The organism is Streptomyces formicae, from assembly GCF_002556545.1.
Lineage (GTDB): Bacteria > Actinomycetota > Actinomycetes > Streptomycetales > Streptomycetaceae > Streptomyces > Streptomyces formicae_A.
In genome coordinates, this window is record NZ_CP022685.1 from 2272463 (window position 1) to 2298142 (window position 25680).

Consider the following 25680-nt stretch of genomic DNA (forward strand, 5'->3'; position numbering starts at 1 on the left):
AACCCGCTCCGACCGGCGCGAACGCCGGAACGGGATAAGTGAACGTTCACAGAAAGGGTCCATCTTGCGGCACGGCACACGGCTCGCCGACGGCGCGGCCGAAGGAGACGAAGCGCCCGCGGACCTGGAGGCGGCCCTGCGCACGGGACCCTTCCACGTCGCGCTGCGCACCGCGATCGCCGTACGACGACTGCCTCTGCAACGCGTCAGGCACCATCTGGCCCGGCACGGGGTCACGGTCGGCGTGACGAGCCTGAGTTACTGGCAGCAGGGCGCGCGCCGCCCCCAGCGTGCCGAGTCGCTGCGGGCCGTACGCGCCCTGGAGGAGATCCTCCAGCTTCCGGAGGAGTCGCTGATCCGGCTGCTCGCGCCGCCGTCGGGCCGCGCCGACAGGGAGCGCCCCGCGGCCCGCTCGTACCGCTCCCTGGTCGAGGCGTCCGACGTCCTGCGCGCCCTCCTCGACGAGCTCGGCTCCCCCGTCGACGGCGGTCTGCACACCATCGGCCAGCACGAGAGGCTGCGGATCGGCGCGCGGCGCGAGCTGCTCGGGCGTCAGTCGCAGCACATCGTGCGCGCCCACAAGGACGGCGTCGACCGCTATGTGGCCATCCACCACGGCGATCCGGGGTGCGCCCCCGAACGGATCGCGGTGCGCGCCCTGGAGAACTGCCGTACGGGACGCGTGCGCTGGCACCGGGGCACCGGGGTGCTCGTCGCCGAGCTGCTCTTCGACGCGCGGCTGCGCGCGGGCGACACCCATCTGTTCGGCTACGGCTTCGAGGACGGCACGGCGGGCGTGGCCACGGAGTACCAGCGCGGCTTCACCTACGCGGGCGGGCAGTACGCGCTGCAGGTCCGCTTCGACGAACAGGCGCTGCCCGTGCGGTGCCACCGCTTCACCCAGCACTCGGCGGCCGCCCCGCGCGGCAACCGCCAGCAGCTGACGCTGAGCGGCAGCCACCGCTCGGTGCATCTGGTGGAGCCGCAGGTGCGGGCGGGGATCTTGGGGATCGAGTGGGACTGGGAGTAGCGGGATCCGCTCCCGGCGGGGGCCTCAGCTCTTCTCGGGCCCCGCGACGATCTTGCCCTTCTCGACCTTCACGGGGAGCTCGTGCAGCGGGTTGACGGCCGGTTCGTGCAACACCTTGCCGTTCGTCGCGTCGAACTGGCTGCCGTGGCAGGGGCAGATGAGCTTGTGCCCCTCCAGCTTGTTGATCGGGCACTGCGCGTGCGTGCAGATCGTGCTGAACGCCTTGTACTCGTCGGCCGAGATCCGGCTGACGACCACGTTCTGGTCGGTGTACAGCTTCGAGGCGCCCACCTTCACCTCGTCGGAGGCGCCGAGTTCCACCGGGGCGGTGGGCGCCGACCGCGAACCGCCGTCGCCGCCGGACGAGCAGGCGGTCAGACCGAGCCCTGCGGCCGGGGCGAGAGCGGCGGCCCGCAGCACGGTGCGGCGGGCGTGGGGCGTGCCGGACATGGTGTCTCCACAGGTCAGGGGCGTACGTGTGCGTCGGTGACGGATCAGACCATACCGGTGCGAGACGTTCCGACCGGGTCGGGCACGAGCGTGCCCGAGTACTGCCCGCTTCCGGCCGGGCGCCCTCGCACGCCCTAGCCTGAGCGGGACGCCGAGCCCGAGAGGAACCACCCGTGATAGTCGTCGCAGGAGAGGCCCTGATCGACCTCGTCCAGCAGGGGAAGGCCCCCGCGGGCGCCCCCGGCTCCACCACCGCGGGCCCCGCCGCCCTGGCGCCGCTCTCGCCGCGGCTCGGCGGCGGCCCGTACAACACCGCCGTGGCGCTCGGCAGGCTCGGCTCCCCCGTCGCCTTCTGCTCGCGCGTCTCGCGGGACGCGTTCGGCGACGCGCTGCTCGACGGGCTGCGGGCCGCGGGGGTCGACCTGTCGTACGTCCAGCGGGGCGTCGAGCCGACGACGCTCGCCGTCGCCTCGATCGGCGCGGACGGCTCGGCGGGCTACTCCTTCTACGTCGAGGGCACGGCCGACCGGCTCTTCGCCGCCCCCGCCGAACTCCCCGACGGGGTGCGGGCGATGTCCTTCGGCACCTGCTCGCTCGTCCTGGAACCGGGCGCGAGCGCGTACGAGGAGCTGCTGCGCGACGCGGCGGCGCGCGGGGTGTTCACGACGCTCGACCCCAACATCCGGGCCGGTCTGATCCCCGACGCGGACACGTACCGCGCGCGGTTCAAGAGCTGGCTGCCCTCCGTCTCGCTGCTCAAGCTGTCGCAGGAGGACGCCGACTGGCTGGGCGGCACTCCGCGGGAGTGGCTGGCCTCGGGGCCCGCCGCCGTGGTCGTCACGCGCGGCGGCGAGGGCCTGCGGCTGCACACCAGGGACGGCGGGGAGCTGAGGGTGCCGGGCGAGCCCGTCGACGTGGTGGACACGATCGGCGCGGGCGACACCGTCAACGCGGCGCTGCTGCACGGCCTCGCGGCCCGCGACGCGCTCTCCCCCGGGGCGCTGGCCGCGCTGGGCGCCGACGGCTGGTCGGACGTCCTGCGGTTCGCCGCGCACGCGGCGGCGATCACCTGCTCACGGGCGGGCGCGGAGCCTCCGTACGCGGCCGAACTCAGCCGTTGACCGCGTGCAGGCCGCCGGGCCTGCGGCCGTTGAGGCGGTCGAGGGCGGCGGCCGTGGCCTCGTCGGCGGGGACGTAGACGATCAGGCGCTGCGGATCGGTGTCGGGCAGCGCGAGCGTCTCGTACGAGAGCCGGAGTCCACCCTCGTCGGGGTGGCTGAGCCGCTCGACGCCGGTACGCCGGGGCAGCGCGGGCGCGCCCGCGACACGGTCGGCGAACGGGGCGCCCGCCATGATCGTCAACTCGTCCGTGAAGCCGGCGACGTGCGGGTCGTCGAGCATGGATTCGGTCCTGAGGTGCCCGACCAGGTCGTCGGCGACGCGGTCCCACTCGGGGTAGGCGAGGCGGGCCCGCTCGTCGGTGAAGACGAACCGGGCGAGGTTGGGGCGCTCCTCGTCCAGTACGCCGAGGGGCTCGACGAGCCGCCGGTAACCGCTCGTACAGGCGAGGACGTCGGCGAGGCGGTTGAGCAGCACGGCGGGCGCGGGCTCCAGGCTGTCCAGGATGGCGCGCACGGTGGTCCTGACCGAGTCGGCGGGGGGCACCGCGGCCGGGCAGCAGGGGTGCCCCGGCCCCATCTCCTTCTCCAGGCGGCGCAGATGGACGCGCTCCTCGATGCTCAGCCGCAGCGTGTCGGCGAGCGCGGCGAGCACCTGGGGGGACGGATGGCGGTCCCTGCCCTGTTCGAGACGGGTGAGGTATTCGACGCTGATCCCCGCGAGGGTCGCGACCTCGGAGCGGCGAAGGCCCGGGGTGCGGCGGCGCGGGCCGCTGGGCAGGCCGACCTCGGTGGGGGTCACGGCCTCCCTGCGCGCGCGCAGGAAAACGCCCAGCTCGTTGTCGCTCACCGTTCGAACGTATCAGCCGGTGCCGGGCGGATCGTGGCCCTGTCACTACCAGTATCGGCTCGGCCTTCCTCGCCCCCGGGAGACGCCGCAAGGTGGGCGCATGACTCTTGACGCGACTGACACGACCGCCTCGCCCGCGCTGCCGCTGGCCGCGGGCCGCTGGGAGATCGAGCCCTTCCACTCCGCCGTGAACTTCTCCATCCGCCACCTCGGCATCTCCAAGGTGCGCGGCCGCTTCGCCGACGTCACGGCCGAGCTCGTGGTGGGCGAGACCGCCGCGACCTCGTCGGTGACCGCCACCATCGCGCTGGCCTCGATCGACACGGGCAACAAGGACAGGGACGCGCACGTACGCGCGTCCGATCTGCTCGACGTCGAGAAGCGCCCGACGATGACGTTCCGTTCGACCCTGATCGAGGGCGCGGGCGAGGAGTGGAGCATGGCGGGCGAACTGACCATCGGCGAGGTGACGCGCCCGGTGACGCTGGCCGTGGAGTTCGGCGGCGTCGAGGGCTTCCCCGGCCAGGACCGCAGGCACGCGGGGTTCGAGGCGTCCGGCGAGATCCGGCGCGGCGATTTCGGGCTCGACTTCGCCCCGGGGCTGCTCGGCGAAGTGGTCAAGATCCAGCTGGACATGCAGTTCCTGGAGCCGGTGGCGCGGGAGGGCTGACGTTCCCTCTCAGTCGTCCTGCGTGAACGCCCCGTGCCGCCCCGCCCCCGCGGCGAACCGGGCCGCGCCCTCCGCCGCCTCGGCGAGGGAGCGGAGGCCGTGCCGCAACTCGCCCGCCATCGCCTCCTGTTCGGGCCGCCCCGCCTGTTCGAGGACAGACATCCTGTCGTGCCGCAGGCAGGTCTGCGGGAACGCGGCGATCTCCGCGGCGAGTGCCTCCGCCGCGGCGCGGGAGGTGCCGGTGGGGACGGTCCTGTTGACCAGGCCCATGCCGAGGGCCTCCGCAGCGGCCACCGGGCGGCCCGTGAGGATCAGGTCGAGGGCGCGGCCCTCACCGATCAGCCGGGGCAGCCGCACCGTACCGCCGTCGATGAGGGGCACGCCCCAGCGGCGGCAGAACACCCCGAGCACGGCGTCCTCCTCGGCGACCCGCAGGTCGCACCAGAGGGCGAGTTCGAGTCCGCCCGCGACGGCGTGGCCCGCGATCGCCGCGATCACCGGCTTGGAGAGGACCATCCGGCTGGGGCCCATGGGGCCGTCCCCGTCCTCGGTGACCTCGTTGCCGTCCGGGGTGCCGATGGCCTTGAGGTCGGCTCCCGCGCAGAACGTGCCGCCCTCGCCCCACAGGACGGCGACGGCGGCGTCCGGGTCGGCGTCGAAGGCGCGGAAGGCGTCGGCCAGGGCGCGGGCGGTGGGCCCGTCGACGGCGTTCCGCGCGGCGGGGCGGGACAGCACGATGGTGGTGACGGTGCCTGCGCGTTCGCTGCGTACCGACATGGGGTCAAGCGTATGCACGACCCCGTGTACGACGGAAGCGCACCGCCCTCCGAGGGGGCGGTGCGCTTCGGCCGGTCGGCGGAGCCGGTGGTACGGGTCCGGGACCGGTCAGCCCTTGCGGGCCCGCGTCGTCTTCTTGGCGGCCGTCTTCTTGGCTGCGGTCTTCTTGGCTGCCGTCTCCTTGGCGGTGGCCGCCTTCTTCGGAGTGGCCGCCTTCTTGGCTGCCGTGCCCGTCTTGACCGTGGCCGTCTTCTTGGTGGCCGTGGCGCTCGCCGCGACCGCCTTCTTCGCGGCGGACTTCTTCGCCGGGGCCCTCTTGGCGGGCTTGCGCCCCTGCGAGGGCAGCGCGTCGCTGATCCGGTCCGACGAGATGATGTCCCGCAGGAACTTGCCGGTGTGGCTGGCCGGCACCCCCGCGACCTCCTCGGGCGTGCCCTCGGCGACGACCAGACCGCCGCCGTTGCCCCCCTCGGGGCCCATGTCGACGACCCAGTCAGCGGTCTTGATCACGTCGAGGTTGTGCTCGATGACGATGACCGTGTTGCCCTTGTCGACCAGCCCGGAGAGGACCGTGATGAGCTTGCTGATGTCCTCGAAGTGCAGACCGGTGGTCGGCTCGTCGAGCACGTAGACGGTCCGGCCCGTGGAGCGCTTCTGGAGCTCGGAGGCGAGCTTGACGCGCTGGGCCTCGCCTCCGGAGAGGGTGGGCGCCGACTGGCCGAGGCGTACGTACCCGAGGCCGACGTCGTTGAGCGTCTTGAGGTGACGCGCGATCGCCGGGACCGCCTCGAAGAAGGCGAGCCCCTCCTCGATCGGCATGTCGAGGACCTCGGCGATGGACTTGCCCTTGTAGTGCACGTCAAGGGTCTCGCGGTTGTAGCGCGCGCCGTGGCAGACCTCGCACGGGACGTACACGTCCGGCAGGAAGTTCATCTCGATCTTGATGGTGCCGTCACCGGAGCAGTTCTCGCAGCGACCGCCCTTGACGTTGAAGGAGAAGCGCCCGGGGAGGTAGCCCCGCACCTTCGCCTCCGTGGTCTCCGCGAAGAGCTTGCGGACGTGGTCGAAGACTCCGGTGTACGTCGCCGGGTTCGAGCGCGGGGTGCGGCCGATCGGCGACTGGTCGACGTGCACGACCTTGTCGACGAGGTCGTCGCCCTCCACGCGCGTGTGGCGGCCGGGAACGGAACGGGCGCCGTTCAGCTCCCTTGCCAGGTGCGTGTAGAGGATGTCGTTGACCAGGGTCGACTTGCCGGAGCCCGAGACGCCCGTGACGGCCGTGAGGACGCCGAGCGGGAAGGAGACGTCGATGTCCTGGAGGTTGTTCTCGCGGGCGCCGTGCACCGTGAGCTGCCGGGAGGGGTCTGCGGGGCGGCGCACGTCCGGGATCGGGATGGACTTCTTGCCCGCGAGGTACTGCCCGGTGATGGACTTGTCGTTGGCGAGGAGCTCCTTCATGGAGCCGCTGTGCACGACCTTGCCGCCGTGCTCGCCCGCGCCGGGGCCGATGTCGACGACCCAGTCGGCGACCTTGATGGTGTCCTCGTCGTGCTCGACGACGATGAGCGTGTTGCCCATGTCGCGCAGGCGGACCAGGGTCTCGATCAGCCGGTGGTTGTCGCGCTGGTGGAGGCCGATGGACGGCTCGTCCAGGACGTAGAGCACGCCGACCAGGCCGGAGCCGATCTGGGTGGCCAGGCGGATGCGCTGCGCCTCGCCTCCGGAGAGGGTGCCCGCGGCGCGGTTCAGCGAGAGGTAGTCCAGGCCGACGTCGACCAGGAAGCGCAGCCGCTCGTTGACCTCCTTGAGGACGCGCTCGGCGATCTTCTTGTCGCGGGCGCCCAGCTTCAGCTCGGCGAGGAAGTCCGCGCAGTCGCTGATGGACATCGCGGAGACCTCGGCGATGGACTTCCCCATCACGGAGACGGCCAGGACGATCGGCTTGAGGCGCGTGCCCTCACAGGTGGGGCAGGGCACCTCGCGCATGTAGCCCTCGAAGCGCTCGCGGCTCGCGTCGCTCTCGGCCTCGCTGTGCCGGCGCTTGACGAAGGGGACGGCCCCTTCGAAGGCGGTGGTGTAGACCCGCTCGCGGCCGTACCGGTTGCGGTAGCGGACCTCGATCTGCGTCTTGTGGCCGTTGAGCAGGGCCTTCTTGGCGCGCTGCGGCAGACCCGCCCAGGGCATGTCGGTGGAGAAGCCGAGCGCGTCGGCGAGGGCGCCGACGAGCCGCCCGAAGTACTCCTTGGTGTGGCCGTGCGACCAGGGGTGGATGGCGCCCTCGTCGAGCGACTTGTCCTCGTCGGGGACGATCAGCTCGGGGTCGACCTCCATGCGCGTGCCGATGCCCGAGCAGTCCGGGCAGGCGCCGAAGGGCGAGTTGAAGGAGAAGGAGCGGGGCTCCAGCTCCTCGAAGGACAGGTCGTCGTACGCGCAGTAGAGGTGCTCCGAGTACATGCGCTCGCGCTCGGGGTCGTCCTCGGGGAGGTCCACGAAGTCCAGGACGACCATGCCGCCCGCGAGGCCGAGCGCGGTCTCCACGGAGTCGGTCAGGCGGCGCTTGGCGCTGTCCTTCACCGTGAGGCGGTCGATAACCACCTCGATGGTGTGCTTCTCCTGCTTCTTCAGCGTGGGCGGCTCGGAGAGCTGGATCGTCGTGCCGTCGACCCGCGCGCGGCTGTAACCCTTGGTCTGGAGGTCGGCGAACAGGTCGACGAACTCACCCTTGCGCTCGCGCACCAGAGGCGAGAGGACCTGGAATCGGCTGCCTTCCGGCAGCTCGAGGACCTTGTCGACGATGGCCTGCGGCGACTGCCGGGCGATGGGGCGCCCGCACTCGGGGCAGTGCGGCTTGCCGATGCGCGCGAAGAGCAGGCGCAGGTAGTCGTAGACCTCGGTGATGGTGCCGACCGTCGAGCGCGGGTTGCGCGAGGTCGACTTCTGGTCGATGGAGACCGCCGGGGAGAGGCCCTCGATGAAGTCGACGTCGGGCTTGTCCATCTGGCCGAGGAACTGCCGGGCGTACGAGGAGAGGGACTCCACGTACCGCCGCTGGCCCTCGGCGAAGATCGTGTCGAACGCGAGCGAGGACTTGCCCGACCCGGAGAGACCGGTGAAAACGATGAGGGAGTCACGCGGGAGGTCGAGCGAGACGTTCTTGAGATTGTGCTCGCGCGCGCCACGGACGATGAGACGGTCGGCCACGCCGGTCCGCACCTTTCTTGAGAGTGGTGACAGGGGCGAAACCCCCGTCGTTCACAGACTAGGGCGAGCCACTGACAACGCCGGGCTGCTTCCCTTGTTCACAACAAACCCGGACCACCAAGAATGCCCGATGCCGCACTCGACCATATAGCACGTGCATTCGATTTGCGGGCCCGCCCGGAGACCTTCACCCGAACGTGTGGCGGGGCTATCGTCGAGCGCATGATTGATCATGTGCGCGACCTGGCGTCTGTACGTGACGCGACCGACCGACTGCTCACCGCAGCGGCGAAACTGAACAACGATTCGACAGCCCAACCGTCACTGCTTCCCGGCTGGACCGTCGGCCACGTCCTCGCCCACCTCGCGCGGAACGCGGACGCGCTGGTGAACGTGCTGGCCGGACGGCCGATGTACGCCAGCGCCGAGGTGCGGGACGCGGACATCGAGCGGGACGCCCCGCGGCCGCTGGCCGCGCAGCTCGACGACGTGCGCGAGAGCGCGGCCCGCTTCGAGGCACAGGCCGCCGTTCCCGCGGACTGGTCCCGCACCATCGAGATGCGCAACGGCATCACCGACTCCGCGTCGCGGGTGCCCTTCCGGCGGTGGGTCGAGATCGAGCTGCACCACGTCGACCTCGGCATCGGGTACGAGCTGGAGGACCTCCCCGCGGAGTTCACACAGCGGGAGATCACGTTCCTCTCCGCGCGCTTCGGCGGGAACCCCGCGGTGCCGCCCACCCGGATCACGGACGGCACGCACGCGTGGAGCACGGGACGCGCGGGGGACCCCGAGATCACCGTCTCCGGGACCCCGGCGGACCTGGTCGGCTGGCTCGCGGGCCGCCGCGAGGGCTCCGCACTCACGGCCGAAGGCGGCCTCCTCCCCGACCTGCCCCCGCTATAGGCTGGCCGACATGACGTACAGCGGAGCGGTGAAGGTCGGCGGACCCTCGGACGTGCACGAACTGCAGGACCTGATGATCTCGAAGGTCGCGGTCGGACCGATGGACAACAACGCCTATCTGCTGCGCTGCCGGGCCACCGGCGAGCAGCTCCTGATCGACGCGGCGAACGACGCCGAGACGCTCCTGACGCTGATCGGCGACGACGGCATCGCGTCCCTCGTCACCACGCACCAGCACGGCGACCACTGGCAGGCGCTCGCCGCCGTGGTGGGGGCGACGCGCGCGCGGACCTACGCGGGCCGCGATGACGCCCCGGGCATCCCGGTGCCGACGGACGTCCTGGTCGACGACGGGGACACCGTCACGGTCGGCCGGGTCGAGCTCACGGCCCGCCACCTGGTGGGCCACACGCCGGGCTCGATCGCGCTGGTCTACGACGACCCGCACGGCCACCCGCACGTGTTCACCGGCGACTGCCTCTTCCCCGGCGGCATCGGCAACACGTGGAAGGACCCGAAGGCCTTCGCGAGCCTCATCGACGACGTCGAGACGAAGATCTTCGGGACGCTGCCCGACGAGACGTGGGTCTATCCCGGCCACGGCAACGACACGACGCTGGGCGCCGAGCGCCCGCACCTCGCGGAGTGGCGCGCGCGGGGCTGGTGAGGTCAGGGGGTACGCGTCACGCCCCGGCGGCGACCAGCGCCGCCACCCGTTCCACCGCGAACGCGTACCCCTGCACACCGCAGCCAGCGATGACACCGTCGGCGCGCTGCGAGACGTAACTGTGGTGCCGGAAGGTCTCCCGCTGGTGGATGTTGGAGATGTGCACCTCCAACACCGGCAGCCCGTCACAGGTGTTGAGCGCGTCCAGGATCGCGACGGACGTGTGGGAGTAGGCCGCGGGGTTGATGACGATGCCCACGTGGTGCTCGCGCGCCTCGTGGATCCAGTCGACCAACTCGCCCTCGTGGTTGCTCTGTCGCAGGTCCACGGTGCCGCCGTGCGCGGCAGCGGCCTTCGCGCACAGCGCCTCGACGTCGGCGAGCGTGTCCGAGCCGTAGATCTCCGGCTGGCGCTGCCCGAGCAGGTTCAGGTTCGGGCCGTTGAGGATCATGATCGGGGCGGTGGCGAGGCTGCGCGTCATGGTCGAGGTCTATCACGGCGCCCGCGTACGCGGAGGTGGACTCCGCACCCCCGCACGCCCCCTGCGACACCCCGTAACCGACCGTCACTGTGGGTAGTTCACGCGGCATGCGCACCGCCGAACCCACCGAACCCGTCCCGACCGCACCACCGTCGCTCCCCCGGCTCGCCGCCGCCTCGCTCGCCGGGACCGCCATCGAGTTCTACGACTTCTTCATCTACGGGACGGCCGCCGCGCTCGTCCTCGGCCCGCTGTTCTTCCCGACGTTCTCCCCGCTGGCGGGGACCCTCGCCGCCTTCGCGACCTTCGGCGTGGGCTTCGTGGCGCGGCCGCTCGGGTCCGTCGTCTTCGGGCACATCGGTGACCGGCACGGACGGCGGCCCGTGCTCATCGGGTCGCTGCTCCTCACCGGCATCGCCACGGTCGCCGTCGGCTGCGTGCCGACGTACGAGTCGATCGGGATCGGCGCTCCCCTGCTCCTCCTCGCGCTGCGTTTCCTGCAAGGTCTCGGGCTCGGCGGCGAATGGGGAGGTGCGGTGCTGCTGACCGTGGAGCACGCGCCCGCCGAGCGGCGCGGGCTGTGGGCGAGCTTTCCGCAGATCGGCCCATCGGTCGGCTTCCTGCTGGCCAACGGCATCATGCTGGCCCTCTCCGCGACGCTCACCGACGCCCAGTTCGCGGCCTGGGGGTGGCGCGTGCCGTTCTGGGTGGCGGGCCTGCTCGCGGCGGCCGGGCTCGCGCTGCGCACCTCCCTCGCGGAGAGCCCGGACTTCCTGCGACTGCGTCAGCACGCGCGCGTACCGCTGGCCGAAGTGGTCCGCGGACACTGGCGCCTGGTGCTCCTGACGGCGGGCGCGATGGCGGTGGGATACGCCGTGTTCTACGCCGTGACGACGTGGTCCCTCGCCTACGGAGTGGAGCACCTCGGAGTGAGCCGTACGGTCATGCTGGCCTGTGTCATGGCGGCCGTGGTGGTCAAGGGCGCCCTGACACCGGTGGTGGCGGTGCTCGGCGACCGTTACGGACGGCGGCCGTTGTGCCTCATCGGGTGCGCGGCGTCGGCGCTGTGGATGTTCCCGATGGTCGCGCTGCTCTCGACCGGTGAGCCGCTGCCGATGTTCGTCGGCTTCCTGGTGGCGATGCTCGCGTTCATCACGATGTTCGCCGTGGTCGCGGCCTATCTGCCCGAGCTGTACGAGCCCCGGGTGCGCTGCACGGGCGCCGCCGTCGGCTACAACCTGGGCGGGGTGCTCGGCGGGGCGCTCACCCCGATCGTGGCGACGGCGCTGGCGCAGGGCGACGGGAAGCCGTGGGGCGTGGCCGCGTACCTGTCGGGCGTCGCCCTGCTGAGCCTCGGGTGCTTCGCGCTGCTTCCGGAGACCCGGCCGGTGGCGGCGCCGGACCCGGCGGCCGCCACGGGGTGATCCCCGGACGGTGACCCGCTACGGAGTGATGGCGAGTTCCAGGAACGCCGCGAACAGCACCAGGTGGACGCCGCCCTGAAGCGGCGTGGCGCGCCCCGGCACGACCGTGAGCGTGCCGACGATCACGGTCAGCGCGAGCAGCACCATGTGGGTCGAGCTCAGGCCGAGTACGAGCGGACCCGACAGCCACACGGAGGCGACAGCGACGGCCGGGATGGTCAGTCCGATGCTGGCCATCGCGGAGCCGAGGGCGAGGTTCAGGCTGGTCTGCACGCGGTCGCGGCGGGCGGCGCGCGCGGCCGCGATCGTCTCGGGGAGCAGCACGAGGAGCGCGATGATCACGCCGACCACGGCGTGCGGCAGGCCCGCGCTCTCCACGCCGGACTCGATGGTCGGGGAGACGCCCTTGGCGAGGCCGACCACGCCGATCAGCGCGAACGCGAGCAGCGCCAGGCTCAGCTTCGCGTCCCGCGAGGAGGGCCCCTCGGCGTGGCTGTCGGCGTCGATGACCTCCCCCTGCTTGGTGAGGGGCAGGAAGTAGTCGCGGTGCCGCACGGTCTGGGTGGTCACGAAGATGCCGTACAGGACGAGCGAGGCGACCGCGGCGAAGGTGAGCTGGGCGGTGGTGAACTCCGGGCCCGGCTTGGTGGTGGTGAAGGTCGGCAGGACCAGACAGAGCGTGGCCAGGGTGGCGACGGTCGCGAGGGCGGCGCCGGTGCCCTCGGGGTTGAAGACGGCGACGCGGTGGCGGAGCGCGCCCACCAGGAGGCAGAGTCCGACGATGCCGTTGCAGGTGATCATGACCGCGGCGAAGACGGTGTCGCGGGCGAGCGTGGAGCTCTTGTCGCCGCCGTCGGCCATGAGGGTGACGATCAGTGCCACCTCGATGATGGTGACCGCGACCGCGAGGACGAGTGAGCCGAAGGGTTCGCCGACGCGATGGGCGATCACCTCGGCGTGGTGGACGGCGGAGAGCACCGCTCCGGCGAGGATCAGCGTCACCACGGCGACGATCGCGCCGGGCAGATCGCGCCCCCAGGTGAAGACGAGGAGGACGACCGCGAGGAGCGGAACCACTGTCGTCCACTGCATGCCGAGCGCCCGGAGCCGAGTGACCATGACTCGATGCTGCCCCGGGCGCCTGGGTGCCGCTACTTGGTGCCGCCGTCGCCTCCCGCCCCCGAGAGGGCGGGAGGCGGGCCGTCAGGCCTCGATGCTGTCCTTCGGGTTGTCGCCCGCGGCGGCGGCCTCGGCCGCGTCCTTCTCCGCCTGCTTCTTGGAGGCGAAGAGGCTGGTGACCGTGGTGATCACCAGGACACCGCAGATGACGCCGAGCGAGACGGGGATGGAGATCTCGGGGACGCTCACCCCGTTCTCGTGCAGGGCGTGGAGCACCAGCTTCACGCCGATGAAGCCGAGGATCACCGACAGGCCGTAGCTGAGGTGGACCAGCTTCCTGAGGAGTCCGCCGATGAGGAAGTACAGCTGTCGCAGACCCATCAGGGCGAACGCGTTCGCGGTGAAGACGATGTACGGGTCCTGGGTGAGGCCGAAGATCGCCGGGATGGAGTCCATCGCGAAGAGCACGTCGGTGGTGCCGATGGCGAGCATGACGACCATGAGCGGCGTCATGATCTTCTTGCCGTTCTTCCGGACGAAGAGCTTGGTGCCCTCGTACCGGTCGGAGACGCCGAACTTCTTCTCGATGGACTTCAGGAGGCGGTTCTCCTCCCAGTCCTCTTCCTCCTCGTCGGCGCGCGCCTCCTGGATGAGCTTCCAGGCGGTGTAGATCAGGAAGGCGCCGAAGATGTAGAAGACCCAGGAGAAGTTGGCGATCACCGCGGCACCGGCGGCGATGAAGATCGCACGAAGGACCAGGGCGATCAGCACACCGAACAGCAGCACGCGCTGCTGGAGGTGGGAGGGCACCGAGAACTTCGCCATGATCAGGATGAAGACGAAGAGGTTGTCCACGGAGAGGGACTTCTCCGTGATGAAGCCCGCGAAGAACTCACCGGACGCCTGGGTCTCCCCGGCGACCAGCAGGCCGACGCCGAAGAGTCCGGCGAGCACGATCCAGACGATCGTCCAGATTCCGGCTTCCTTGATCGACACGTCATGGGGCTTGCGCCCGATGAAGAAGTCGACCGCGATCAGGGCACACAGACCGAGAACGGTCGTCACCCACATGGTCATAGAAACGTCCACTGCGCCTCCGGCGTCGTACGGCTACTGATCAGCGTCGTCGCTGCCGGAGGTCTCTTCCACCCGAGGCGGTCACCGCCAAGTCGGGCCGACGCCCCGGGACCGATGGCGGTCCGTATTGACGGGCACGTCGCAGCCGGGAGTACTCCCCTCCGCAGGTAGAAGCGTACGCGAAATACCAAGGGTTGGTAAAGGCGACGGCAAGCAAGAGCCAAAGGACCAGGTCAGAAGGGGTCCAAAGTCGCTTTACCGGCAACGCGCCAGCGGCCGCCCCACGGGGGTGCGTCAGCGGCCGCCGTTGCGCCGGGCGGTGGCCACCTGGTCGAGGATCCGCTCCAGGATCCGGCTGCCCGCGGGGATCGGCGGCGGCTCGTACGTCCACGTGTGACCGACCCATGGGTCGGCGAGATGGTCGTCGGGCACGGGCGTCAGGCGGAGCAGTGCGCGCCACAGCGGGTCGAGGAGCGGGCCGTACTCCGAGGCGTCCTCGCGGTCGGCGACCATCATCAGGTGGACGCCGACCGCCGGGCCCTCGTCCGCGAGATAGCGGAGCTGGGTCACCGCTCGGTCGTCGAAGCCGTGCGGGAAGTCGTTGACGATCAGGAGCTGCTCGGCGGTGTCCAGGTCGGGGGGCAGCGCGTCGGCGGCGGCGCCGCGGATCGCCATCTGCACCAGGTCCACGCGCTGGGTGAGCCCGGCGAGGACGGCGGAGACCCCCTCGGCCCCGGCGGCCGGGGGCCCGGCGAGCACGCCAGAGGTCACCAGCGGCGCGAACGCGCCCGCGCCGGAGCCCGCCGCGTCGATGACGTGCACCGTGAACTCGCCCGCCGGATAGGCCGCGAGCAGCCGCGCGGTGTGCGTGACCGCGGAGTCCACGGCGAGGCGCCGCAGCTCGGCGGAGTCCGTGAAGGTGTTGGTGAGCGCCTTGCCGCTGTCGATCCACAGGCCGCGCTCCAGGGGCAGCCTGACGAGCATCGGGATCCGCAGGTCGATCCGCTCGGGCAGATGGAGGTCGCCCAGGCGCAGCGCCATCGGGATCTCCATGGGCGCGCGGTAGGCGTGCCAGACCGGGCTGCTCCACGCCGCGAAGGCGGGCGGCAGGGCGGGCTCCACGACGTCGGCCTCGGCGGCGAGCTGCGCCAGGTCGCGGTCGAGGGTGGCCCTGGCCTGGCCGACCAGGTCGGCGTGCTTGGCGCGGGCCGCGTCACGCGCGGCGTCGCCCGCGCCGCCGATGCGACCGCGCGGGTCGGAGAGGGCCTTGTCGATCTCCTGCTCCCTACGGGAGTCGGCGAAGTCGACGGCACTGCGGTACGCCGCGGTGGTGCGCGCCAGGTCCTCGAACATGCCCCACACCTGGTTGTAGAGCCGCTCGTCCATCGACCAGCCGGTGGCATCACCCGCGACGGGCTGCGCGGCCTGGCCCGGGGGCGGGGGCGTCGGGGGCGCGGCGGGCGGGGCCGCGGTGGTCCGTCGGCGGGGGTGGGTGTAGTCGACGGGGCCTCCGGTGGGGACGCTGTCGCCCGGCTGCTGGAGCGGTGCGGGCGACGGGGACGTCGAAGCGGCCCCGCCCTGGTCCTGGTCGGCCCGACCGGTGTGGCCCGGCTGCCCGCCCGGCGGATTCAGCTGCCCGCCTTGGGAGGGCGCCTGCCCACTCGTCGGGGCCGCTTGGCCGCCCTGCGGGACCGCCTGGCCGCTTGTCGGGACCGCCTGGCTGCCCTGCGGGGGCTCCTGGCCGCTCACCGCGGCCGCCTGGCTGCCCTGCGGCGCCACCTGCCCGCCCGCCGGGGGTGCCTGCCCGCTTGACGGGGCGATCTGCCCGCCCGGCGGAGCCACCTGGCTGCCCGATGGGATCCCCTGCCCGACCTGCGGAGTCCGGCCCTGCGGGGCGGTGCGTACGCGGGTGTCGTCCGCGGGGCGCGGCGGGGGCGCGGCCACGGAGCGGGCCAGGCCCTGCGCCACCGCTTCGTCGATCGTGCCCGCCAGCTCCGCGGCGCCGGGCAGGCCCTGGTCGGTGAGCATCTCGGCGAGGCCGCCCGCATAGCCCTGGCCGACCGCGCGGACCTTCCAGGCGCCCTGGCGGCGGTAGAGCTCCAGGGCGACGACGGCGGACTCGGCGCCCAGGTCGGTGATGGTGTAGCTGGCGATCCCTGTGCCGTCGAGTCCGGTGACCGCGACGAAGGGCGCGGCGAGCGCGCTGAAGCTGACCGGGCCCCCGATGCCCACGGGCAGCGCGAGCAGGACGCTGACCCGGTGGGCGGTGTCCGGCACGGCGTCGAGGTCCACGGCGAGGCGGTGGTCCGCGGCCGCCTGCTGGGACACCTCGAGCCCCGGCAGCGTGGGCGATCCCGGGTGGGCCACCCATGCGACGCCGTGGATCCTGCCCCGCTCGTCGCCGAGCGTGGCGCCCGCCACGACCGGCTTGCCGGCCGAGACGCGGATCTCCAGGCGGGTCCCGGGAAGCGGGTGGTTCTGCCCCCGCACCAGCTCAGCCGTCATCGCCTTCGTTCCCCCTCGCGGGCCCCCGTCGAGCCCTCGTTCCCTCGGTGCGTACGGACGTCGCTTACAGGTGCGGCAGGATCGTCGGCATCAGGTCCTGGAAGGTGCGGCCGTTGGCGGGGGTGCCGATGGCCGTCATCTGCCAGCCCGCGCCCGCGCGGTGGACCTTGGCCATGATCTGCGCGGTGTACTGACCGCCGCCGTCGAGGGTGTAGCGGGCCAGCTCCTGGCCGTTGGTCTCGTCGACCAGGCGGCAGAACGCGTTCTGCACCTCCTGGAAGGTCTGGCCGGTGAACGAGTTCACCGTGAAGACGATCTGGTCGATGTGGACCGGGACCCGCTGCAGGTCGACGAGGATCGCCTCGTCGTCGCCGCCCTGGCCGACACCGCCCACCAGGTTGTCACCGGTGTGCCGCACCGAGCCGTCGTCGCTGACCAGGTGACGGAAGAACACCACGTCCAGCGGCTGCTTGTCGGCGAAGAGCACCGCCGAAGCGTCCAGGTCCACCTCGCGCGTACGCGTACCGAACAGGCCGCGGCGCGGGGCCGCCTGCCAGCCGAGGCCCATGCGCACCGCGGTCAGGGCGCCCCCGTCGTCCTTCTGCAGGCTGATGGCCTGGCCCTTGGTCATGTTGACCGTCACGCGCTGTCCCCTTCTTCGAACTGCCTGGGCAACCGCCTCTTGCGGTTGCCCAGCACCCTATGCAGTGGGCCCGGCGCGGCCGCACTCCGGTCGGGACTTTGTGGCGGTCTTGCAACAGACCGGCCAGTACGCCGAAACCCCTCCCCCAGCAGCGCTTCTACGCCTGGCCCGCCTCCCGCATCTGCCGCAGTTCCTTCTTCATCTCCGACACCTCGTCACGCAGTCGCGCGGCGATCTCGAACTGCAGGTCGGCGGCGGCCGCGCGCATGCGCTCGGCCATCTCCTCGATCTGCTCGGCCAGTTCGGCCGCGGGGCGGTCGGTGGGCGCGGCGTCCGCCGACTTCTTCGCCTTGGCCTTGGTGGGCTTGGCCGCCTTGCCGCCGAGCGCGGGCACCGGGGCCTTGGCGCTCTTGCCCTCCTTCGGCTTGCGGTAGTCCGAGCCGAGGAGCTCTTCGGTGTCGACCTCTTCGCGCGCGATCGCCGACACGATGTCGTTGATCTTCTTACGGAGGGGCTGCGGGTCGATGCCCTTCTCCTTGTTGTACGCGATCTGCTTCTCCCGGCGCCGGTTGGTCTCGTCGATGGCCTTCTCCATCGCCGGGGTGATCTTGTCCGCGTACATGTGGACCTGGCCCGAGACGTTGCGCGCCGCGCGGCCGATGGTCTGGATCAGGGAGGTCCCGGAGCGCAGGAAGCCCTCCTTGTCGGCGTCGAGGATCGCCACCAGGGAGACCTCGGGCAGGTCGAGACCCTCGCGCAGGAGGTTGATGCCGACCAGGACGTCGTACTCACCGGCGCGCAGTTCGCGCAGGAGCTCGACGCGGCGCAGCGTGTCGACGTCGCTGTGCAGATAGCGGACCTGGATGCCCAGCTCGAGGAAGTAGTCGGTGAGGTCCTCGGCCATCTTCTTGGTGAGCGTGGTGACCAGGACGCGCTCGTCCTTCTCGGTGCGCTGGCGGATCTCGTGCACCAGGTCGTCGATCTGCCCCTCGGTGGGCTTGACGACGACCTCGGGGTCGACGAGGCCCGTGGGGCGGATGATCTGCTCGACGAAGCCGTCACCGCGCGAGAGCTCGTACTTGCCCGGGGTCGCCGAGAGGTAGACGGTCTGGTCGATGCGGCCGAGGAACTCCTCCCACTTCAGGGGGCGGTTGTCCAGCGCCGAGGGCAGCCGGAAGCCGTGGTCGACGAGGGTGCGCTTGCGGGAGGCGTCGCCCTCGTACATCGCGCCGATCTGCGGGACCGTCACGTGCGACTCGTCGAGGACCAGGAGGAAGTCTTCGGGGAAGTAGTCGATGAGGGTGTTCGGGGCGGATCCCGGCTCGCGGTCGTCGAAGTGCATCGAGTAGTTCTCGACGCCGGAGCAGGAGCCGATCTGGCGGAGCATCTCCAGGTCGTACGTGGTGCGCATGCGCAGGCGCTGCGCCTCCAGCATCTTGCCCTGTTTCTCCAGCTCGGCGAGGCGCTCGCCGAGCTCCTTCTCGATGCCGGTGACCGCCTTCTCCAGGCGCTCGGGCCCCGCCACGTAGTGCGAGGCGGGGAAGACGTAGAGGTGGTCGTCGTCGCTGATGACCTCGCCGGTGAGCGGGTGCAGCGTGGAGAGCGCCTCGATCTCGTCGCCGAACATCTCGATGCGGACGGCCAGTTCCTCGTAGACCGGGAAGATCTCGATGGTGTCGCCGCGGACGCGGAAGGTGCCGCGGGTGAACGCCAGGTCGTTGCGCGTGTACTGGATGTCGACGAAGCGGCGCAGGAGCTGGTCGCGGTCGATCTCGTCGCCGACCTTGAGCGGGACCATCCGGTCCACGTACTCCTGCGGGGTGCCGAGGCCGTAGATGCAGGAGACCGAGGCGACCACGACCACGTCGCGGCGGGTGAGCAGCGAGTTCGTCGCGGAGTGGCGCAGGCGCTCCACCTCCTCGTTGATCGAGGAGTCCTTCTCGATGTAGGTGTCCGACTGCGGGACGTACGCCTCGGGCTGGTAGTAGTCGTAGTACGAGACGAAGTACTCCACGGCGTTGTTCGGCAGGAGCTCGCGGAACTCGTTCGCCAGCTGGGCGGCCAGCGTCTTGTTCGGCGCCATCACGAGCGTGGGGCGCTGGAGCTTCTCGATCATCCACGCGGTGGTGGCCGACTTGCCGGTGCCGGTCGCGCCGAGCAGGACGACATCCTTCTCACCTGCGCGGATGCGCCGCTCCAGCTCGGCGATGGCCGCCGGCTGGTCACCGCTTGGCTGGTACGGGCTGACGACCTCGAAAGGTGCCACCGTGCGTTCGATCTTCGATACGGGCCGCATGGAAACCACCGTACGACCCCGCACTGACAACCGGGTCCGATCGGCCGCTCAGCGGCGTCCCGTCACCAGTTCTGCGGAGTGCGGGAGCCTGGCCGCTGCCGGGACCTGCGCCGGGGCGGCGGGACGTGCCGGTCGCCCGAGCGCGGGACGGAGTAGGAGGGCCCCGAGCGGGCCCGGGCCGCCGCCTCCTTGGTCTCGGGACGGCCGCCGAGGACCATGAGCGGGTCGAACATCACGATGACGCCCGCGAGGAGCAGGAAGGCGAGCGGGCCGATCATCATGGGCGCGAGGATCTCCGCGGGCGAGTCACCGGGCGGCAGGGAGCCCGAGCCGTGCAGATGGACGCTGAGGGCGGCCATGCCGGTGTAGTGCATGCCGCTCACGGCCAGGCCCATCACCAGGCTCGCGCCCAGGCTCCACAGGAATCCCCTGACCTGTGCGGCCGCCCAGAGAGCCGCGGTGGCGGCGACCACGGCGATCACCACGGACGCGGTGACGACGAGGGTGTTGTACTCCAGCGTCCCGCGCAGACGCATACCGGCCATTCCGAGGTAGTGCATCGAGGCGACACCGAGCCCCGTGATGGTCCCGCCGGTGAACAGGGCCGTGCCCGTGGCGCCGCGGTAGCCGACGATGAAGACGCCGATGCCGACCATGACGATGGCGACGGCGAGGCTCGCGAAGGTCAGCGCCTTGTCGTAGCGGATCGGGGCCTCCTCGACGGTGAAGCCCATCATGGCCACGAAGTGCATGGTCCAGATCCCCGACCCGATCGCGGCCGAGCCGAGCGCCAGCCAGCCGGGCCGCCAGGAGCGGGCGACGAGCAGCGATCTGGTGGTGCAGCGCAGGCCGAGCGCCCCTCCCAGACAAGCCATGAGGTACGCCACCACCGGTGTGACGACTCCGTAGCTGAACCCGTCGACCGTGCCCTGCATGCGCGGTTGCCCTTCCGCCTGTTGTGCCCAAATTCTCCGGAACGCCCCGTCCGCCCCCTCTGTCGACGTCCATCTGAAAGACCGTCGGCTGAGGCAGAGAGTAAAGCTCACCCCGGAACGTACGAACGATTTTCCGGCAAAGAATCGCAGTCCCCGCGCGCGGGGTCCCCGTCTTTGGAGACTCCGTTCAACCTGTGGCCATCCTGCACCTGTCTCCCGTTGACCCCGGACTGTCACTCTCGACCGGTCCGCGATCTCACGACGCGAGGAGTACCCGTGTACGCACGCGCTGCCGCTGCCACCGTCGCCGCCCTCATCGGAGCCGGCACACTCGTCCTCCCCACCGCCTCCGCCACGGCGGGGACCCCCACGGCGTCCCGCGCCGCCCACCACGACAGGCCGCTGGTCGTCGCCCACCGGGGTGCCTCCGCCTACGCGCCGGAGAACACCTTCGCGGCCATCGACAAGGCCCGTGACATGGGGTTCCGCTGGGTCGAGAACGACGTCCAGCGGACCAAGGACGGCGAGCTCGTGATCATGCACGACGACACCCTGAAGCGGACGACGAACGTCGAGGAGGTCTTCCCCGACCGCGCCCCGTGGAAGGTCGGTGACTTCACGGCCGCGGAGATCAGGCAGCTGGACGCGGGCAGCTGGTTCAGCCCGAAGTTCGCGGGCCAGCGCGTGCCGACGCTGGAGCAGTACATGCGGCGGGTCTCGCGCAACCACCAGAGCCTGGTCTTCGAGTTCAAGAAGCCCGAGCTCTACCCGGGCATCGAGAAGCAGGGCCTGCGGGTGCTGCGCGACACGGGCTGGCTCGACCGGCACCACGTGAAGAGCAAGCTGGTCGTCCAGAGCTTCAGCGCCGACAGTGTGAAGACCGTGCACGCGCTGCGGCCCGATGTGAAGACCGGCTTCCTCGGCACCCCCACGGCCGCCCAACTGCCCGCGTACGCGGAGTTCGCCGACCAGATCAACTCGACGCACACCGCCATCTCGGCCGACTACGTCGACGCGATCCACGCGCAGAAGGGCCCGCACGGCAAGCCCCTGGAGATCTTCACCTGGACGGTCAACGACGCGGCAAGCGCGGTGCGCGCGGCGGAGTTCGGGGTGAACGGGATCATCACCAACACGCCTGACGTCGTCCGCAAGGCACTGCGCAAGGGCTGACGGCGGCCGGGCCGACGACCGCCGCACCGCGTTGTCAGTGGGCGGTCGTACGGTGGTCGGCATGAACTCCCACGCGCAGGAGCAGGGGCAGGAACAGGGGCAGGAACAGGGGCAGGAACAGGGCGGCCGTCAGGTCGTCTGGGCCGTCGTCGGCAGCGACATCGGCCCGCTGCTGCTCGCCGCGACCGGTGAAGGACTCGTCACCGTCGCCTTCCACGCCACCGACGCGGTGCGTGACACGGTCCTGGAGCGGCTCGGCTCCCGACTGGGCGCCGAGCCTGTCCATGAGCCAGGCTCCCCGCTGCTCGCCGAGCCCATACGCCAGCTCGCGGCGTACTTCGCGGGCGAGCGGCGCGACTTCGAGCTGCCGCTCGACTGGTCGCTGATCTCCGGCTTCAACCGCCAGGTGCTGCGCGAGCTGGCATCGGGGGTGCCGTTCGGCACGGTGGTGGGCTACGGCGACCTGGCCGGCCGCGTCGGTCAGCCGCGCGCGGCGCAGGCCGTGGGCCTCGCCATGGGGGCCAACCCGCTGCCGGTCGTGGTGCCGTGCCACCGCGTGGTGGAGAGCGACGGGGGCATCGGCGGCTTCGGGGGCGGTCTGGAGACCAAGCGGCAGCTCCTCGCCCTCGAGGGCGTGCTGCCGCAGCCGCTGTTCTGACCGGCTCACCCGGCGGTCCTGGCGGACTGTGACAACTACGTTTCGCCCGTACGTACGCCCTGGCACACTGCGTCGGTGACTTCGACCCTCGACGCCCCCGGCATATCGCCAAAGGCGCTCCCCGCCCTGCGCCGCCGGACCAACGCGGTGCTGATCGCCAGCCAGATCCTGGGCGGCCTCGGAGTGCCGATCGGCATCGCGCTCGCCCCGGTGCTCGCGACCGAGGTGAGCGGGAGCGAGGCACTGTCCGGGCTCGCGCCGACGGCGTCCGTCACCGGCACCGCCCTGCTCTCGCTGCCGCTGGCCGCGCTGATGACGTCGCGGGGCCGAAGGCCCGGCCTGGTCCTCGCGTATCTGATCGGCGCGCTGGGGGCGGGACTCGTCGTACTGGCCTCGGTCGTGGGGAACTTCCCCCTGCTGCTGCTCGGCATGGCAGCCTTCGGAGCGGGCTCGTCCGCCAATCTGCAGGCCAGGTTCGCCGCGGCCGACCTGGCCGAGCCCGACCGGCGCGGCCGCGCCATCTCGCACGTCATCTGGGCCACCACCATCGGCTCGGTGCTCGGCCCGAACATCGCCGCGCCGACGAGCCGTCTCTTCTCCGGCACGGCCGTCCCCGAGAAGGCGGGCCCCTTCCTCTTCGCCGCCGGGATCTTCGCGGTCGCCGCGCTCGTGGTGGCGGTGCTGCTCCGCCCCGACCCGCTGCTCACCGCCCGCGCCCTGGCCCCGGACGAGGACCACTCCGCGGAGAGCCGCTCGCTGAGGGCCGCCGTCGCCGCGGTGGCCGGGTCGCCGATGGCCCGGCTCGCCCTGGTGACGGTGGCCGTGTCGCACACGGTGATGGTCTCGATCATGGTGATGACCCCGGTCGACCTGGGGCACCACGGGGCGAGCCTGCAACTGGTCGGCCTCGTCATCAGCGGACACATCGCGGGCATGTACGCGTTCTCGCCGGTGCTCGGCTGGCTCTCCGACCGGTTCGGCAGGCTCGCCGTGATCGGCCTCGCGGTCGGGCTGCTGAGCTGCGCCGCGCTGCTCGCGGGCACGGCGGGGCCGAGCCACGGGCAGACCGCCGCCGGGCTCTTCGTGCTCGGCCTCGGCTGGTCCGCGGGCCTGGTGGCAGGATCGGCGCTGCTCACCGACTCGGTGGAGGGCCCCGCGAGGGCCGCGGTGCAGGGCCTTTCGGACCTCACCATGAACGCGTCGGCGGGCATCGGCGGCGCGCTCGCGGGCCTGATCGTCGCGCGGGCCAGCTACGGCTGGCTCAACCTCGTCGGGGCCTGCGTGCTGCTGCCGATGGCCGGACTCGCCGTACGCAGGGCGGTCAGGCCGGCGCGCTGACGCGGGACGGTCAGGGCAACGTGATGTGGTACGCCTTGCGCAGCGTCTCGTGCACCGTCCAGGTCGTGCGGTCGCCCTCGCGGAGCACCGCCGCGTCGCCGGGGCCGATCTCCAGCGTGGCGCCGCCCTCGACCTCGACGGTGGCGCGGCCGCTGACGACCACGAAGAGCTCGTTGGCCTCGGTGTCGGTGACCACGCCGGGGGTGATCTGCCAGATGCCGCGCAGCTGCTTGCCGTCGGCCGACTCCCACAGCACCTTGCCGGTCACCACGGGGTCGCCGGAGACGATCTGCTCCGGGTCCAGGGGCTCGGCCTCCAGGTCGACGTCCGGGATGTGCACGGCGAAGGACGCGACAGCTTGATCATTCGTGGTCATGGCCGGTCACCCTAGCCGGGCCCTTCTGCCGTGTCCCTGCCGGGTCCTGACGCGTCCGGTCAACCGGGCCCGTACGTCTCGTCAGCGGGGTTTGACGGGCCGCGCCGACCGCCAGGGATGAGAGGGAGACCCGACAGGCAGGAGGCAGGCCCGTGCTGGTGGTGTCCGACGAGGTGCAGACGGCGGTCGCGGAGCGGCAGCCCGTGGTGGCCCTGGAGTCCACGATCATCGCGCACGGCCTGCCGCGCCCGCGCAACCTCCAGGTGGCCGAGGAACTCGAAGCGGTCGTACGGGAGGAGGGCGCCGTCCCCGCGACGATCGCCGTGCTCGACGGGCGCCCCCATGTCGGCCTGGACGAGGAGCAGGTGGAGCGGGTCGCGAACGAGGACGGCATCCGCAAGCTGGGCCACCGCGATCTGCCGCTCGCCGTCGCCACGGGCGCGAGCGGGGCGACGACGGTCTCGGCCACGGCGCTGCTCGCCGCCCGCGCAGGGCTGCGGGTGTTCGCCACGGGCGGGCTCGGCGGGGTGCACCGCGAGTGGACCGTCACCCAGGACGAGTCGGCCGACCTGGGGCTGCTCGCCCGCACCCGGATCACGGTGGTGTGCGCGGGCGTGAAGTCGATCCTGGACGTACCGGCGACGCTGGAGCGCCTGGAGACCCTCGGCGTCACGGTCGCGGGGTACCGGACGGACCGCTTCCCCGGCTTCTACCTCGCCGACTCCGGGCACCCGGTGGACTGGACGCTGCGCGCGCCCGGTGAGATCGCGGAGGTGATGCGCGCCCAGGACGCGCTCGACGGGCCCGCCACGGCGTTGATCGTGGCGAATCCGGTGCCGCGCGACGATCAGCTCGACCCCGTGCTCCACGCGCGCGTGCTCGCCGAGGCGCTGGCGGCGTGCGAGGAGCGGGGCATCACCGGGCAGGCCATCACGCCGTTCCTGCTGGACGAGTTGGTCCGGCGCACCGAAGGCGCGTCCCTGGAGGCCAACCTCGCCGCGGTGCGCGGCAACGTACGGCTCGGGGCGCGGATCGCGACGGCCTGGGCCGGGCGGTGACGGTGCGGCCCGGCGGCCTCCTTGTGGTGGGGGACGTCGTCACGGACGTCGTCGCGCTGCACAGGACGCCGCTCGCGCCGGGGACCGACACGGCGGCGGACATCCGTACGGTGCCGGGCGGCGCGGGGGGCAACGTGGCGTGCTGGGCGGCGCATTGGGGCTGTCCGGACGTACGCCTGCTCGGGCGGGTCGGCGCGGACTCCGCGGCGTGGCACGAGGCGGCGCTCACGCGCGCGGGGGTGCGGCCTCGGCTCGTGATAGATCCGCGGGAGCCGACCGGCACGGTGATCTGTCTGGTGGACGCGGCCGCGGCGGCCGAGCGGACGTTCCTCTCGGACAACGGCGCCTCGCTGCGGATCTCCCCCGACGACTGGTCGCCCTCGCTCCTCGACGGCGTCGCACGGCTGCATCTGTCCGGCTATCTGTTCTTCGGGACACAGAGCCGCGCGGCGGCCGCCGAGGCGCTGGCGTCGGCACGCGCGCGTGGGGTGCCGGTGAGCGTGGATCCCGCGTCGGCGGGGTTCCTGGCCCGGCTGGGCGTGGAGCGGTTCCTCGCGGCGGTGCAGGGGGTGGAGACGCTGGTGCCCAGCAGGGCGGAGGCGGAGCTGTTGACCGGGCTGCCCGATCCGTCGGACGCGGCGTGCGAGCTGAGCCGCCGCTTCCCCTCGGTGGTGGTCAAGCTGGGCACGGACGGGGCCCTTGTGGCGTGGGGCGGCGAGGTACGCGGCCGGGCCTCCTCGGTGCCCGTCCGCGCACGGGACTCCACGGGGGCGGGCGACGCGTTCACCGGCGCGCTGCTCGCCGCGCTGCTCGGCGGCGCGGACCTCGTCGCCGCGGCGGAGCAGGGGTGCGGGGCGGGGGCGCGGGCGGTGACGCGGGCGGGAGGCAGGCCCCCCGGGGCCGTGGAGCGCTGACTCGGTGACCCACG

The 25680-nt window shown here is 71.8% G+C and carries 23 protein-coding genes; 11 read left to right on the forward strand and 12 right to left on the reverse strand.

The annotated features are described in order from the left end of the window. Positions 1-64: 64 nt before the first annotated feature. Complete coding sequence (locus tag KY5_RS09485; protein WP_055543890.1) at positions 65-1030, forward strand: hypothetical protein; 966 nt, start codon at positions 65-67, stop codon at positions 1028-1030. A gap of 24 nt (positions 1031-1054) precedes the next feature. Here the strand turns inward: KY5_RS09485 and KY5_RS09490 are convergent, their stop codons facing one another. Continuing rightward, complete coding sequence (locus tag KY5_RS09490; RefSeq protein WP_098241812.1) at positions 1055-1480, reverse strand: Rieske (2Fe-2S) protein; 426 nt, start codon at positions 1478-1480, stop codon at positions 1055-1057. Between the two features lie 173 nt (positions 1481-1653). Here KY5_RS09490 and KY5_RS09495 point away from each other — a divergent pair, with 173 nt between their 5' ends. Then, positions 1654-2601 (forward strand): carbohydrate kinase family protein, encoded by a 948-nt coding sequence (locus KY5_RS09495; protein WP_098241813.1) that lies wholly within the window; start codon positions 1654-1656, stop codon positions 2599-2601. Here the strand turns inward: KY5_RS09495 and KY5_RS09500 are convergent. Next, positions 2591-3448 (reverse strand): helix-turn-helix transcriptional regulator, encoded by an 858-nt coding sequence (locus tag KY5_RS09500; RefSeq protein WP_098241814.1) that lies wholly within the window; start codon positions 3446-3448, stop codon positions 2591-2593. The two genes, KY5_RS09495 and KY5_RS09500, sit on opposite strands and share 11 nt — an antisense overlap. 100 nt (positions 3449-3548) lie before the next feature. On the opposite strand from KY5_RS09500, the gene KY5_RS09505 reads away from it, so the two are divergent. Beyond that, entirely contained in the window at positions 3549-4118 is a 570-nt protein-coding gene (locus KY5_RS09505) for a YceI family protein (RefSeq protein ID WP_098241815.1), read from the forward strand. A 9-nt stretch (positions 4119-4127) separates the two neighbouring features. On the opposite strand, the gene KY5_RS09510 is transcribed toward KY5_RS09505, so the two are convergent. Both KY5_RS09510 and uvrA read right to left on the reverse strand, forming a co-directional pair. Further along, positions 4128-4895 carry a crotonase/enoyl-CoA hydratase family protein gene (locus KY5_RS09510; RefSeq protein ID WP_098241816.1) on the reverse strand — a complete coding sequence of 256 codons (768 nt, stop codon included), beginning with the start codon at positions 4893-4895 and terminating at the stop codon, positions 4128-4130. Positions 4896-5003: 108 nt separating this feature from the next. After that, positions 5004-8096, reverse strand: coding sequence for an excinuclease ABC subunit UvrA (gene uvrA / locus KY5_RS09515; RefSeq protein ID WP_098241817.1), 3093 nt, complete (start codon positions 8094-8096; stop codon positions 5004-5006). A 222-nt stretch (positions 8097-8318) separates the two neighbouring features. On the opposite strand from uvrA, the gene KY5_RS09520 reads away from it, so the two are divergent. Together KY5_RS09520 and KY5_RS09525 are read left to right on the forward strand one after the other, a co-directional pair. Continuing rightward, positions 8319-9002: a maleylpyruvate isomerase family mycothiol-dependent enzyme gene (locus KY5_RS09520; RefSeq protein WP_098241818.1), complete on the forward strand. Its 684-nt coding sequence runs from the start codon at positions 8319-8321 to the stop codon at positions 9000-9002. A gap of 10 nt (positions 9003-9012) precedes the next feature. Beyond that, complete coding sequence (locus KY5_RS09525) at positions 9013-9669, forward strand: MBL fold metallo-hydrolase (protein WP_098241819.1); 657 nt, start codon at positions 9013-9015, stop codon at positions 9667-9669. Between the two features lie 16 nt (positions 9670-9685). Here KY5_RS09525 and aroQ read toward each other — a convergent pair whose 3' ends face one another. Further along, complete coding sequence (gene aroQ, locus KY5_RS09530) at positions 9686-10150, reverse strand: type II 3-dehydroquinate dehydratase (protein ID WP_098241820.1); 465 nt, start codon at positions 10148-10150, stop codon at positions 9686-9688. A gap of 107 nt (positions 10151-10257) precedes the next feature. Here aroQ and KY5_RS09535 point away from each other — a divergent pair, with 107 nt between their 5' ends. Beyond that, a complete protein-coding gene (locus KY5_RS09535) occupies positions 10258-11574 on the forward strand; it encodes an MFS transporter (RefSeq protein ID WP_098241821.1) in 1317 nt (438 codons plus the stop codon). Positions 11575-11592: 18 nt separating this feature from the next. On the opposite strand, the gene KY5_RS09540 is transcribed toward KY5_RS09535, so the two are convergent. The 6 genes from KY5_RS09540 to KY5_RS09565 form a co-directional block, all read right to left on the reverse strand. Further along, complete coding sequence (locus KY5_RS09540) at positions 11593-12693, reverse strand: calcium:proton antiporter (RefSeq protein WP_098241822.1); 1101 nt, start codon at positions 12691-12693, stop codon at positions 11593-11595. A gap of 84 nt (positions 12694-12777) precedes the next feature. Further along, positions 12778-13782 (reverse strand): TerC family protein, encoded by a 1005-nt coding sequence (locus KY5_RS09545; RefSeq protein ID WP_098241823.1) that lies wholly within the window; start codon positions 13780-13782, stop codon positions 12778-12780. A gap of 282 nt (positions 13783-14064) precedes the next feature. After that, a complete protein-coding gene (locus KY5_RS09550; protein ID WP_098241824.1) occupies positions 14065-16275 on the reverse strand; it encodes a TerD family protein in 2211 nt (736 codons plus the stop codon). A gap of 64 nt (positions 16276-16339) precedes the next feature. Beyond that, on the reverse strand, positions 16340-16918 hold the full coding sequence (locus tag KY5_RS09555) for a TerD family protein (protein ID WP_098241825.1): 579 nt from the start codon (positions 16916-16918) through the stop codon (positions 16340-16342). A gap of 157 nt (positions 16919-17075) precedes the next feature. After that, complete coding sequence (gene uvrB, locus KY5_RS09560; RefSeq protein WP_098241826.1) at positions 17076-19214, reverse strand: excinuclease ABC subunit UvrB; 2139 nt, start codon at positions 19212-19214, stop codon at positions 17076-17078. A 62-nt stretch (positions 19215-19276) separates the two neighbouring features. Then, entirely contained in the window at positions 19277-20149 is an 873-nt protein-coding gene (locus KY5_RS09565) for an MHYT domain-containing protein (protein ID WP_098241827.1), read from the reverse strand. 276 nt (positions 20150-20425) lie between these two features. Between KY5_RS09565 and KY5_RS09570 the strand changes: the two genes are divergently transcribed. The 3 genes from KY5_RS09570 (at position 20426) to KY5_RS09580 (ending at position 23318) form a co-directional block, all read left to right on the forward strand. Beyond that, positions 20426-21322, forward strand: a complete 897-nt coding sequence (locus tag KY5_RS09570; RefSeq protein ID WP_098241828.1) for a glycerophosphodiester phosphodiesterase — start codon at positions 20426-20428, stop codon at positions 21320-21322. Between the two features lie 61 nt (positions 21323-21383). Further along, positions 21384-21980, forward strand: a complete 597-nt coding sequence (locus KY5_RS09575; protein ID WP_098241829.1) for a methylated-DNA--[protein]-cysteine S-methyltransferase — start codon at positions 21384-21386, stop codon at positions 21978-21980. A gap of 75 nt (positions 21981-22055) precedes the next feature. Then, the gene (locus KY5_RS09580) at positions 22056-23318 is read left to right on the forward strand and encodes an MFS transporter (RefSeq protein ID WP_098241830.1); all 1263 of its coding nucleotides are present in this window, start codon (positions 22056-22058) and stop codon (positions 23316-23318) included. Positions 23319-23328: 10 nt separating this feature from the next. Here KY5_RS09580 and KY5_RS09585 read toward each other — a convergent pair whose 3' ends face one another. Next, positions 23329-23694: a cupin domain-containing protein gene (locus tag KY5_RS09585; RefSeq protein ID WP_055554299.1), complete on the reverse strand. Its 366-nt coding sequence runs from the start codon at positions 23692-23694 to the stop codon at positions 23329-23331. Between the two features lie 152 nt (positions 23695-23846). On the opposite strand from KY5_RS09585, the gene KY5_RS09590 reads away from it, so the two are divergent. Both KY5_RS09590 and KY5_RS09595 read left to right on the forward strand, forming a co-directional pair. Beyond that, the gene (locus KY5_RS09590) at positions 23847-24752 is read left to right on the forward strand and encodes a pseudouridine-5'-phosphate glycosidase (protein ID WP_098241831.1); all 906 of its coding nucleotides are present in this window, start codon (positions 23847-23849) and stop codon (positions 24750-24752) included. Continuing rightward, on the forward strand, positions 24749-25666 hold the full coding sequence (locus KY5_RS09595) for a carbohydrate kinase family protein (protein WP_234362673.1): 918 nt from the start codon (positions 24749-24751) through the stop codon (positions 25664-25666). Before KY5_RS09590 ends, KY5_RS09595 begins: the two co-directional genes overlap by 4 nt. Positions 25667-25680: the final 14 nt, after the last annotated feature.